Source organism: Aequorivita xiaoshiensis (assembly GCF_022008395.1).
Lineage (GTDB): Bacteria > Bacteroidota > Bacteroidia > Flavobacteriales > Flavobacteriaceae > Aequorivita > Aequorivita xiaoshiensis.
Genome location: NZ_JAIRBB010000001.1, coordinates 399,544 through 412,346, shown reverse-complemented (window position 1 = coordinate 412,346; position 12,803 = coordinate 399,544). Strand labels below are relative to the sequence as shown.

Here is a 12,803-nt window from a genome sequence, read left to right as displayed (position 1 = left end):
TATTAGGAAATAAAAAATGCCCCGAATTCCGGGGCATTTTCATTATGTATAATACTGAGTATTAGAAGTCGTAACGTAGACTTGCGTTCCAAGTTCTTCCGTTACCGTAGTAAAATCCGTAAGTATCTTTTTGACTCAAGTACATTTCGTTAGTAACGTTGTAAACGTTTGCACGGAAGGTTAAATCATTTCCTCCAAAGTCAAACTTGTAAGAAAGACCGGCATCTAACACACTATATGGGTTAAGGCGTTCAGCTTGGTAAACTTCGTTGTTTTGTGATGCTTCAACAACATCTTTAGCGTTTACAAAGCCATAAAGGTCTGTGTAGATATTGTAATCTGCATCTACACTAAGTCCATCAACAATAGTGTATTTAAAACCAAAACCAAATGATGTTTGTGGTGCATTACCAATTTTTGTACCTGTAAGGTTTACAGTACCTTCTTCTAGTAGATTGTTATTTTCATCTTGTCTAGTTTCAAAAGGGGTTTCACCATCGTATTTCCAATTTCCAATACTACCAAACGCTCTAATCATGAAGTCGCTAGAGTAACGGTATTTACCTTCAAATTCAAATCCTTTATGAACTTGTGTGATGTCAGTAAATCTTTGGTAGCGATCAACTTGTTCTATTGGGTTGGTTGAATCAGGGTCACCTTCGATAAAACTTCCGCCTAAGAATCTGTTACCCCAACTCGTATAATAAGCATTTAGATCTAAACTAAATCTGCCAGCACGAACTCTGTAACCTGCCTCTACACCAAGAATCTCTTCATTTTCAATTTCATTCTCACCTTCTAAAATATAATTCGAATTTCTAACATCTTCGAATATATTATCTAGGAACGGTTGTCTTGAGTAGTATCCAGCATTTACAAAAAGCGTGTTGTTTTCGATAAAAGTATATCCCATACCCCCTTTAAGGTTGTATCCAACTTTGTTAACTTTTTCAGATTTACCTAAACCATTAACTCCATTTACTTCTTTACCAGGAGCACGGCCTTCTCTTTGGTAACTTTGAGTTGATACTGCTCCTTGAACGAAGGCAGAGAAATTATCGGTTTTGTATTCAGCTTGTCCAAATCCACCAATGTAATTGATGTGTTCTGAATAATCATAAGAATAACGTTGATCTTCGTCAGCACTGTTAAATAATGCAGACCATGGATTGGCTTCAAAAGTTTCATTTAATACATAACCATCACCGCGAATTCCATCATATCCAAAATTGTCATTAAAGCCTTGAAGCCCCATAAGATCGTTTAACTGGCGATAGTGATGTCCAGTATAAAAACGAGTGTCTAATCCTACATTAAACGTAAAGTTATCACTCACTAGACTTTCTAGGTTCGTTAAAAATCCATACCAGTTGTGATTATTTACAGACATTCTACGAACTACAGAACCCATTCCGTAACTTCCGATACCATTATCAGCACCAGTGATATTGTTTTCTTCAATTGCATCAAAATCAATTTCACCGTTTTCATTACGTACAATATTTCTAGAACTACCTAGTGGTCCTGTTCCACCACCACGTCCAAATGATGCATATAATACAGACGATAGATTTGTTTTCTCACTGATATTCCAATCCCAGTTTAGGTTCATGATTGGTTTGTGGTAGTAATTTCTTCTGAAAGTATATCGCTCTCCGTTATAAAAACCTGAGTTACTGTTGTAGCGCTTTCCATATAGGTCGTAATTTTCTAAGTCGTCAGAAAAGTTTTGATCGTGCCATTGTGGAGCACCTGTCAATAAGAAATTAAATGAATGAGTATCATTAGGCACAAATCCAACTCCTATAAAATAATTTTGTCCCTGACCTGCAGTTCCATCAGAATATTTTCTATGTGCTTGCCAGTGATCTAGCATAATACTATACGCCCACTTTCCTTTTAAGCCAGAGTCGTAACTTAATGTCCCTTTAAAGTAACTGTCATTACCTGTCATAAAACGTGCAAAACCGCCTTCTTTTCTACCAGCAGCACGAGAAATAATGTTAACTGTTCCTCCAACCGAAGAAATAGCTAGTTTAGAAGAACCTAAACCTCTTTGAACTTGAATGGCATTAGCAACATCGCTTATACCCGACCAGTTAGACCAATACATTCTACCGTCTTCCATACCATTAATTGGTTGTCCGTTTAAGAGGAAGGCAGTATTCGTTTGGTCAAACCCTCGTAAAAACATTTGCGAATCTCCAAATCCTCCAGCTTGGTTTGATACATAAACACTAGGCGTGCTTTTGATTGCCTCAGGAAATTCAACGTTACCAACAGCTTTAGCCTGAATTTCTGCTGATGTAATAGTAGAAACAGCTATTGGAGTTTGGCGATCTTTTGCTAGATCGATAATTCCTCTTCCTACAATAACCACTTCTTCTAAGGCGTCAGAATCTACAGTAATTTTAACTGTTCCTAGATTTGCTGCATTGCCTACTGCATTATATTGTACTTTTTGAGCATTGTAACCAATATATGAAATAGTAAGTGTACCCGTTTTTGATGATGTCTGCAAAGTGAAGTTTCCGTCAAAATCGGTAATGGCACCATTTGTTGTGCCGGTCTCAATCACGTTAGCGCCAGCTAACGGACTGTTCGTTTCAGAATCGACTACCGTACCGGTAACCGTTGTTTGTGAAAAAGCAGCAATGCTGCCAAGGAAAAAAACAATAAGTAATAGTTTTTTCATGAATTTAAATTTTAGGTTTAAAAATTTCGGCAAAAATACAATCTTAAAGAGGTTACTACCAACTATTTTCTTTAAGAAATAGTTAAGAGAATATTTCTACTGAATAAAGATAAAATTTAAACTATAATACCTTGAGGATTTGCATGTTAGTTAATAACAAGGTTATTAACATTTTTAAAGTTTAGAAAACGATGCAGTCTAATTGGTCTTTAACCGGCATGAGATTGGCAAAATATTCTTCGTGAAAAGCTTTAGGGAGTGGTTCAGAAAATGGAGTGTCGTCTTTAAATGGATCAACTTGTTTTCCGTTTTTCCAAAATCTATAGCACACATGTGGACCGCTAGTATTTCCCGTCATTCCAATCCAACCAATAACATCTCCTTGGCTTACGTTCTGACCTACTTTCACTTTTCGGGCTTTCATGTGTAAGTATTGTGTTTCGTAAGTGCCGTTATGTCTTATTTTCACATAGTTTCCATTACCTCCTCTATATTCCGATTTAGTAACTACACCATCTGCCGTTGCCAGTATAGGTGTACCTACGGGTGCGGCAAAATCGGTTCCCCTATGTGGTCTAAGTTTAAAGCCGTAGTATTTAATGCGTCTTTTTAAATTATAACGAGAGGATATTCTACTAAATTTCACCGGTGATTTTAAAAAGGCTCTTTTTAAGTTGTTAGCATTTTCGTCATAGTAACCTGAAATTTTCCCTAAGGAATCCGATTTATAATTAAAGGCATACAGTGGTTTACCATTATGTTCGAAGTAGGCCGCTTTAATTTCTTGTAACCCTGCCGGAATGGTATCGTCTATATAGCGTTCGGTATATACAACCTTAAAACGATCTCCTGCCTGTAATTTAAAAAAGTTAATAGTCCAAGCGTAAATATTTGCAAGTTGATCGGTCATATATGGACTTAGATTCTGTTCTTCCATGGTGGCTGAAAGTGAACTTGTAATAACACCAGAAGCTTCTTTTTCTTTATATCGAACAGGTTTCTGACTATTGTAAATAGTTAATGTATCTCTAAAATCGACAACAGCAAAGTTTATTTTATTGCTTTCGTAAATAAAAACCTGTGTTTTACTAAGTGAATCTTTAGAATTTAATAATACGTATGGTTTGCCTACCCTTAATTTACGCACGTCAAAACTATCTCGAAATTTAGTGGCAACCTGCATAATTTTATCTTGGGGAATACCATTCGTGCTTAATATGTCCCCGAAAGTATCACCTTTTCGAATAGTGTCTCGAACCACATTAAAGTCGTTTAGAATATAACCATATTGTTCAACAATTGGCTCCACGGGTTTTTCAATTATTTCATTAAAATCGTCTTTCGTACTTTCACAAGCGGTAGTAAATAAGACAAGGGATAATAGTGCTACAGTTAGATGTTTCAATTCTGGGGAATTTTTTTTGTATTATTCTTTAATTAGGCTAACTCAATTTGCAAGAAAATATTGAGTGGAAAATTATAAAATTTATATTGATCCACGTTTTCTTAATTACGCAAACAAATTATTATTTCGCTAATATTTTAAAAGAATGCTGCAATCCTTTAAATTCGGTTAAAGTTGCCTTTAAAGAACCTACTGCTAAATCGGCTTTAATTAACAGTGGGATTTTGTTGTTATCGTCACTAATCCAAACAGTTAAGCTTTCTTTTTCTTTAAATACTCGACCAGATTGTACATAAGGTCTAAAGATTAAAGTGCGAACGGCCCCAAAATTAGTATCTAAAACTTCTTTACCAAGAAATTTCAGCCTGAATTTAAAATTTTCTTTGTCAAAAAACATATTCATTTCAACAATATCACCTTCTTTGATATTTTCAGTGTCTAATTTGTTTCTGAGATAATAGAATGCTGAAATCATATCTTGTGTTTCTTTGGGGAAAGAAAATACAGAAGTCTCGTTGTGCTTTTTGTCGTTTACAATGGCTTTCTTTGTGCTGTGGTTAAAGTCTATTTGAATATCTTTTGTATAGCCACCTTCATCAATTTTTCTGATAAAACGATATGGAATATCCTTTTTCTTATCTATATACGATTGGTAATCGTCTTCAACTTTAAAAAACCATTTTGAAAGTCCTACAGTTTTTCCAAAACCGCGAACATGATAAACTTCCTTACCGTTTAAAGTTGTATTTTTAACATTTAGAGTTGCATAGCCTGCTGTTACGAATCCGTAATGAACTCGGAATTTAAAATATTCGCCATCGCCATAAGCTTTCTTTTGTGCAGAAAGTAAAAATGTGTTTCCAAAAATTAGTAATAGGACGATTAGCTTCTTCATAAAATGTTACTTTAGATGTTTTTATTATATGAATTACAACATCTGTTCCAAAAAATAAACCCCACCATATAAGGACGATGGGGTTTAGATAAAGTTACATTTTTATAATGTTCCTCTTTGAGCTTGCTCGCGTTCGATAGATTCAAAAAGAGCTTTGAAGTTTCCAGCGCCAAAACCTTTTGCTCCCATTCTTTGAATAATTTCAAAGAATAAAGTAGGACGGTCTTCTAATGGCTTGGTAAATATTTGAAGCAAATATCCATCCTCGTCTGCATCTATCATAATCGACAACTTTCTCAGCTCATCGATGTCTTCTTTCATCATTTTCATATGATCACCTAAACGCTCTGGAATGGCATCGTAATATGCTTTTGGTGGTGGAGGTAAGAATTCTACACCTCTTTCTTTTAGTTGACTAACAGTTTTAATAATATCGTCTGTTGTTAATGCTAAGTGTTGAACTCCGGCATCCTCATAAAAGTCTAAATATTCTTCTATTTGTGATCTTTTGGCTCCTTCTGCTGGTTCGTTGATAGGGAACTTAATTCGTCCGTTTCCATTACTCATTACCTTACTCATTAAGGCAGAATATTCTGTATGAATTTGTTTGTCATCGAATGATAGGAAGTTAACAAAGCCCATTACATCCTCGTACCATTTTACCCAAACGTTCATTTGATTCCAACCTACGTTTCCTACCATATGGTCGATGTATTTTAAACCAGTTGGTGTTGGATTGTAGTCGCTTTTCCACTCACGGAAACCAGGTAAAAATGTGCCATTGTAATTTTTACGCTCAACAAACATATGTACTGTTTCGCCATAAGTGTAAATTCCACTGCGTACTACTTCTCCGTTCTCGTCTTTTTCAACAGTTGGTTCCATATAGGGTTTTGCACCGCGTTTTGTAGTTTCTTCGAATGCGCTTCTAGCATCTTCTACCCAAAGTGCAATCACCTTTACACCATCACCGTGTTTCACAATATGGTCGTTGATAGGGGACTTGCTGTTTAGAGGTGTAGTTAAAACAAGTGTGATTTTATCTTGCTTGAGTACATAGCTCACCGAATCACGAGATCCTGTTTCAAGACCTTTATAAGCATATGATTGAAATCCAAATGCTGTTTTATAAAAATGGGCACTCTGCTTTGCATTACCCACATAGAACTCTACGTAGTCTGTACCTAATAATGGCAGAAAGTCTTCTGCGCCATCAAAAATCTTTTCCAGTCCATACTCGACCGACTTTACTTCTTTACTCATAATTTAATTTTCTAAAAATTCTATTATTTATTAATCGAGAAGATTCTCTATGAGAGTTTCTTCTTGTAAATCTCTATAACTGTCTTCAAATGTACTATATAATAAAGTATAATTACAATTGAAAGATTACTCTAGCCAACTTTTGTAGTAAGTGCCATCAGATAATTTTAAACCATCTTCAGTAACCTTTAGAGGTTTAAAGGTATCTACCATAACGGCAAGTTCTTCCGTTTTAGTTTTTCCAATACTTCTTTCGGCTGCACCTGGGTGTGGACCGTGAGGAATACCCGCAGGATGTAATGTAATTTGACCTGCTTCAATATCGTTTCGGCTCATAAAATCTCCGTCTACATAGTATAACACTTCATCGCTATCAATATTGCTGTGATTATAAGGAGCGGGAACACTTAATGGGTGATAATCATAAAGCCTTGGAACAAAGCTGCACACCACAAATGCACTTGTTTCAAATGTTTGATGTACTGGTGGCGGTTGGTGTATACGTCCTGTTATTGGCTCAAAGTCGTGTATTGAGAAAGCATAAGGGAAATTATATCCATCATAACCAACAACATCAAATGGGTGAGTGGCATAAACCATTTCAAAAATTTCGTCTTGTTTCTTCACTTTAACTAAAAACTCACCTTTTTTATCGTAAGTTTCAAGTTCTTCGGGCTTTCTAATGTCACGTTCACAATATGGTGAATGCTCCAATAATTGACCGAACCAGTTTCTATATCGTTTTGGAGTGTAAATAGGGTGTTTAGACTCTACAATAAACAAACGATTATCTTCAGTATCAAATTCAATTTGATAAATAATTCCACGTGGTACTAATAGATAATCTCCATACTTAAAATCGAGATTTCCTAAAAAAGTACGCAATTTACCTGAGCCTCTATGAATGAAAATTAATTCATCAGAATCTGTATTTTTATAAAAATAATCTTTCAGAGATTTTTTAGTTGCGGCAAGAACAATACTGCAGTCGCTATTGGTAAGTACAGTTTTTCTACTTTCTAAATAATCATTTTCTGGTTCAATATTAAACCCTTTTAATCGAAGTGATTCTATATTATTAGCTCTTGCAATTTTTGGGGAAACACGGTATTGTTTTTTTATTTCCTTTACTTGCGTCGGTCTGTGTTCGTGGTAGATATTACTATACATTCCATCGAAACCAATTGTGCCAAAAAGCTCTTCGTAATAAAGACCTCCGTCTGGCTTTCTAAATTGAGTGTGTCGTTTAGGCGGGATTTTGCCAAGTTTATGGTAGAAAGGCATAAATGATGTTAAATATTAAATCAATAAATTTTGAGGCTAAAAATTTCAACGTCAACATTTTAGTGTTTCTAATTGAAAAGCTTAACCTCACAAATATCGGAAAAATATACTAGTTTCTGAACTATGAAAACATTAAAACCTGTAGCCTAATGCCACATACCAAATCCCGTCATCGTGTTCCGGTGAAAAAGAATATTTTATTTCCATAGGTCCTAAAACTGTTTCTAAGCCGTAACCTAGAGAAAACCCGGAGTAGTCGATGCCATCAGCCCATTCTCCATTTTCTAAAAGATCATTACCTACATTAGCAATGTTTGCTGAAACATTTATGTGGTTTTTTTTAAAAATTTCATAGTCAATAGTAAGGACGCTTTTAAGATATGTGTTACCTCGAAGTGAAATGGCACTATAGCCTAAAAACGGAATAATGTTGTTCATCTCTTTAAATCCGTATCCACCAAGGGCGAAATCTAATGTTGTGGTTTCAGGGCCTCCAAGTTTAAAACCTCCTTCAGCGGTTAGGTGAGCCGAAAATTTATCAGAAATTTTATGGGCGTAACCCATTTTTGCTTTTGCAAGTGAGAAAGGTTTAAAGTTTTTGTTTCGACCGTGAGCAAATAAATACCAGTGAAAATCTCCAGAAAAATAGGCTCCACTTTTCGGAAAGAAGCTGTTGTCGTAGGTATCGTACTTTAAAAGCCCAAAAGCACTATAGTAATTAGTACTTTCAAAAACTGTACGAGGAATATTGTTATTGTCTGTACCAATGGTCTCCGATAAGTATCTAAGGTATTTATGCTCTGCGCCTATACTAAATACAAACGATCTTTTAAAAAGTGTTTCGAAGTAAACTTGATTTGTAAAATCACTATAGTTAATAGAAAGCTTATTAATTGGAAGAGAGAGTTCATTATGTATATCTGGATCTATAAATGAAATGGGTACTTCTGTGTCAAAAAAGTGATATTTTGAATTTATACCTACACTCCAATAAAACCCTTTGTCGATATAATATTGAAAATTATACCGAAGATTATCTCCTGCAATTAAATCTAATGAGGCGATATCATTATTGGTTAAAAGCCTCTTTTTAGTGATGTTTACTAATGCAGCGGTGTGGAATAAATCGTCGTAATGTGCTGAAAAGCGAAGTAACATTGACGATTTGCTCTCCCGTAATTGCAATAGTAAAGTGTTTTCTTGATTGTCGTCTTCTATAAATCTATAGTTAATATCTTGAAAATTACCTGTAGCCGATAGGTTGTTTATTCCTTCATTAAAAGCTTTGAAAGTTACTTTATCTGGAGTTCGGAGTTTTAATTTTCCTAATACATAGCTTCGAGTATAATTGTCAAGACCTTCAATTTTCACTTCTTTTATATAGATAGAATCTCGATTCACAATATTTATTTTCTCTTTTTCCGAAGGTTTTTGTTTTGAAGCTACCTGAAGCAGTTCTTCTCGAAATTTATTTGCTTCATTAATACCAGATTGTACTATTTTTTTTCCTTCGTCGAATGAAACAACCGAGAAATCCTGAATATTTGGATGTATATAAATATCAGTTTTTCCACGTTTTTCAATCATATCATAAATGGTGCGATAGTTATTTATTTGTACTAAAACATCAATAGCAGATTTAAGTCGAGTTCTATCTTTTAGGCTATCCTGAACATCAATCCCAATTATTAAGTCCATCCCCTTAGCTTTAACTTCATTTATAGGATAGTTATTAACCACACCCCCGTCAATTAGAACGCGATCGTTAATTATTACTGGACTAAAAAGCGAAGGTAGGGCTCCACTTGCAGTAATAGCTCTAGGTAGGTAGCCGCGCTCTAGTATAACTTCTTTTCCCGTTTCAACATCGGTAGCAATACAGAAAAATGGAATTGGTAGTTTACTAAAATCTGAAGTCGTGCTAACGTGACTGGTTAATTTTGAAATTAAGTTATATACATTCTGACCTTTAGAAATTCCTGAAGGAAACCCAATTTTAAAATTATCGAAAGGTAGTATCAAGGAGTATTTTTCCGATTCTTCTTTCTCGTAAAATGTCTTCGCGCTTCTCGGGATATTGTCGCGAATTAAGGTATTAAAGTCTGTTTTTTGAAAAATACTGTCAAGCTGGTTTGCTGAATATCCAGCTGCGTATAGAGCTCCAATAATTGCCCCCATACTTGTACCGCCAATATAATCTATACGCACCCCAGCCTCTTCGATAACTTTAAGAGCTCCAATATGTGCAAGTCCTTTTGCACCTCCACCACTTAAAACAACGCCTACTTTTAAATCTTCCTTATCTTTTGTTTGTGAAAATGAAAGCGTAGAAACCAGTATAAATAATATAAAAAGTGCTTTTTGCATTTATTATTTCGATTTTATTAATTAAATATATTAATCCGACTTAGTCTTTTGAAAATGTGTAACTATTTTCTTAGCCCTACTAGCACCTACAACTTTTGAAAGCTCTTCAAAATTAGCTGAAGCAACCCGTTTAGTGCTTTTGAAATGCTTCAATAATTCAACGATTGTTTTTTCTCCAATTCCCGGAATAGTTTCCAATTCTGTATTTAGCGCTTGCTTACTGCGTTTGCTTCGGTGGAAGGTGATTCCAAATCGGTGAGCTTCATTTCGTAATTGTTGTATAATTTTTAATGTCTCACTTTTTTTATCTAAATATAAAGGAATAGGATCGTCTGGATAAAAAAGTTCTTCTAAACGCTTGGCAATTCCTATAATTGCTATTTTTCCACGTAAACCTAATCTGTCTAAACTTTTTAATGATGATGAAAGTTGTCCTTTTCCTCCATCTATAATGATAAGTTGAGGTAAAGGTTGCTCTTCCTCCAACAATCTTTTATACCTGCGGTAAACAACTTCCTCCATTGAGGCGAAATCATCTGGCCCTACCACGGTTTTTATATTGAATTTTCGATAATCCTTTTTGCTTGGTTTTCCATTTTTAAAAACCACACAAGCGGCTACAGGGTTGGTTCCTTGTATATTACTATTGTCGAAGCACTCTATATGGCGTGGCTCTACCGAAAGACGAAGGTCTTTTTTCATCTGTGCCATAATTCGCTTTTCGTGACGATCTGGATCTACAATTTTAGCTTGTTTAAATTTCTCCATTCGGAAGTACTTTGCATTCCTTTCAGATAAATCTAAAATCGCTTTTTTGTCGCCTAACTTAGGTACGTGAACCTTTACTTCCTCACCTAATTCCAAAGCAAAAGGTACATAAATTTCTTTTGAAAGTGAATTGAATCGTTGGCGAAGTTCTATAATAGCTAGTTGAAGTAACTCCTCGTCGGTTTCATCCAACTTTTTCTTTATTTCTAGTGTATGCGACCGTATAATCGCTCCGTGTGAAAGCTGTAAAAAATTAATGTAAGCATAACCTTCATCAGAAATAATACTGAAAACGTCAACATTGTTAATTTTAGGATTTACAACAGTAGATTTAGCTTGATAATTTTCTAAAATATCTACCTTCTCCTTTATGCGTTGAGCTTCTTCAAACCTTAATTCCTCTGCATATTGCTTCATTAGCTTTTTGAACTTGTGTAAGGATTCCTTGAAGTTTCCTTTTACAATATTTCTTATAGCTTCAATATTTTCGTGATATTCTTTTTCAGAATACAAGCCCTCACAAGGTCCTAAGCAATTTCCGAGATGGTATTCTAGACAAACTTTGTATTTTCCATTTTTAATTTTTTCTTCAGATAAATCGTAATTACAAGTACGTAGTGGATATAAACCTTTAATTAAATCTAGGAGGGTGTGTACGGTTTTCATACTTGTGTACGGTCCGAAATACTCCGATCCATCTTTAATTATTCGTCGCGTTGGGAACACTCTTGGGAAACGTTCGTTCTTAATACAAATCCACGGATAGCTTTTGTCATCTTTCAGCAACACATTGTATCGTGGCTGATATTTCTTAATTAAATTGTTTTCTAACAAAAGAGCATCCGTCTCTGTTTGGACAACAATATGTTTAATGTTGGCAATTTTTTTTACAAGAATTCGTGTTTTGTTGTTATCTTGCTGTTTGTTGAAATAAGAAGAAACTCTTTTCTTTAAATTTTTTGCCTTTCCAACGTATAGTAACTTCCCATCCCTATCGTAGTATTGATATACTCCAGGAGAATCGGGAAGTGTGGAAATTTGTAGTGTTAACGAAGCCTTAGCCATAACCCCAAAGATAATAGTTTGAAAATTTTAAATGATACCTTTTCAGCTTCTAAATGTTAATAATAAATTATTTTTTTTGACCATTAAATCTCGTTACCTTTTTGGTTAAATTGCACCGTTAACTGTTATCTATGAATATCGCCATTTTATCGCGTGGAGAGACGCTTTATTCTACTAAAAGTCTACAACATGCTGCTTCAGCAAGAAATCATAATGTGGAAATTTTAGACCCTACTTTTTGCAATCTCGAAATAGAAAACGGAAAGGCAGTGCTCTATTACGAAGGTGATCTTATTGATGATTTAGATGCAATTATTCCAAGAATTGGAGCTTCAAATACTTTTTATGGTACTAATGTTGTCCGTCATTTTGAAGCTATGGGAGTTTTTACAGTGGTTTCTTCTTTGGGTATTACAAACAGCCGTGATAAATGGACGTGTTTCCAAGTATTAGCAAAACATCAAATTCCTATGCCGAGGACTCTTTTTGCGTCTTTCTATGATTTTGAAGAACAGTTAAATACATTTAAGGGAAAACCAATAATCATAAAACTTTTAGAAGGCACCCACGGAGAAGGTGTTATTCTTACTGAAAGTCCACAAAATGCATTAGCCACTATTGAAACTTTAAATGCCGCTGGGGTTAAATTTCTATTACAAGAATATATCGAGGAGGTTAAAGGCGCTGATGTACGTGCGATAGTGGTAGATGGAGTAGTAGTTGCCGCTATGAAACGAAAAAGTAAAGCCGGTGATTTCAGAAGTAATTTGCATCGCGGCGGTTCTTCAGAAATCATTGAGCTTTCTACAGCCGAAGAAAAACTAGCTATTAAAGCAGCAAAAGCAATGGGTCTAGGTTTTTGTGGGGTTGATATCTTACAATCCAAAATCGGACCCTTAGTTTTAGAAATAAATAGCACCCCAGGTTTAGAAGGTATTGAAAATACTTCTGGAAAAAATATTTCTAAAAGTGTAATTGGTTATATTGAGCGAAATATCAGAAAGTTACTACCTTGAGCCGAATAATAACTCGTCTCAATTAATCAAAAATACAAAACAATT

8 protein-coding genes are annotated in these 12,803 nt (G+C 34.9%); 1 reads left to right on the top strand and 7 read right to left on the bottom strand.

The window, feature by feature from the left end; translation table 11 throughout:
* Nucleotides 1-61: 61 nt before the first annotated feature.
* The 7 genes from K8344_RS01865 to uvrC all read right to left on the bottom strand — a co-directional run bounded on the left by K8344_RS01865 (nt 62) and on the right by uvrC (nt 11,742).
* On the bottom strand, nt 62-2,695 hold the full coding sequence (locus K8344_RS01865) for a TonB-dependent receptor (RefSeq protein ID WP_237606596.1): 2,634 nt from the start codon (nt 2,693-2,695) through the stop codon (nt 62-64).
* A 181-nt stretch (nt 2,696-2,876) separates the two neighbouring features.
* A complete protein-coding gene (locus K8344_RS01860) occupies nt 2,877-4,100 on the bottom strand; it encodes a peptidoglycan DD-metalloendopeptidase family protein (RefSeq protein ID WP_237606595.1) in 1,224 nt (407 codons plus the stop codon).
* Nucleotides 4,101-4,221: 121 nt separating this feature from the next.
* Nucleotides 4,222-4,995, bottom strand: coding sequence for a DUF3108 domain-containing protein (locus K8344_RS01855; RefSeq protein ID WP_237606594.1), 774 nt, complete (start codon nt 4,993-4,995; stop codon nt 4,222-4,224).
* A gap of 102 nt (nt 4,996-5,097) precedes the next feature.
* Nucleotides 5,098-6,258 (bottom strand): 4-hydroxyphenylpyruvate dioxygenase, encoded by a 1,161-nt coding sequence (gene hppD / locus K8344_RS01850; RefSeq protein ID WP_237606593.1) that lies wholly within the window; start codon nt 6,256-6,258, stop codon nt 5,098-5,100.
* Nucleotides 6,259-6,384: 126 nt separating this feature from the next.
* Nucleotides 6,385-7,542, bottom strand: a complete 1,158-nt coding sequence (locus tag K8344_RS01845; RefSeq protein WP_237606592.1) for a homogentisate 1,2-dioxygenase — start codon at nt 7,540-7,542, stop codon at nt 6,385-6,387.
* 132 nt (nt 7,543-7,674) lie between these two features.
* Nucleotides 7,675-9,909, bottom strand: coding sequence for a patatin-like phospholipase family protein (locus tag K8344_RS01840; protein ID WP_237606591.1), 2,235 nt, complete (start codon nt 9,907-9,909; stop codon nt 7,675-7,677).
* A 30-nt stretch (nt 9,910-9,939) separates the two neighbouring features.
* A complete protein-coding gene (uvrC, locus tag K8344_RS01835; RefSeq protein WP_237606590.1) occupies nt 9,940-11,742 on the bottom strand; it encodes an excinuclease ABC subunit UvrC in 1,803 nt (600 codons plus the stop codon).
* 131 nt (nt 11,743-11,873) lie between these two features.
* Between uvrC and K8344_RS01830 the strand changes: the two genes are divergently transcribed.
* Nucleotides 11,874-12,758, top strand: coding sequence for an ATP-grasp domain-containing protein (locus K8344_RS01830; RefSeq protein ID WP_237606589.1), 885 nt, complete (start codon nt 11,874-11,876; stop codon nt 12,756-12,758).
* Nucleotides 12,759-12,803: the final 45 nt, after the last annotated feature.

Excerpts from the sequence above, each read along its gene's own strand:
- uvrC (WP_237606590.1), bottom strand. The coding sequence starts at position 11,742 with ATGGCTAAGGCTTCGTTAACACTACAAATTTCCACACTTCCCGATTCT.
- hppD (WP_237606593.1), bottom strand. The coding sequence starts at position 6,258 with ATGAGTAAAGAAGTAAAGTCGGTCGAGTATGGACTGGAAAAGATTTTT.
- K8344_RS01865 (WP_237606596.1), bottom strand. The coding sequence starts at position 2,695 with ATGAAAAAACTATTACTTATTGTTTTTTTCCTTGGCAGCATTGCTGCT.
- K8344_RS01845 (WP_237606592.1), bottom strand. The coding sequence starts at position 7,542 with ATGCCTTTCTACCATAAACTTGGCAAAATCCCGCCTAAACGACACACT.
- K8344_RS01855 (WP_237606594.1), bottom strand. The coding sequence starts at position 4,995 with ATGAAGAAGCTAATCGTCCTATTACTAATTTTTGGAAACACATTTTTA.
- K8344_RS01830 (WP_237606589.1), top strand. The coding sequence starts at position 11,874 with ATGAATATCGCCATTTTATCGCGTGGAGAGACGCTTTATTCTACTAAA.
- K8344_RS01840 (WP_237606591.1), bottom strand. The coding sequence starts at position 9,909 with ATGCAAAAAGCACTTTTTATATTATTTATACTGGTTTCTACGCTTTCA.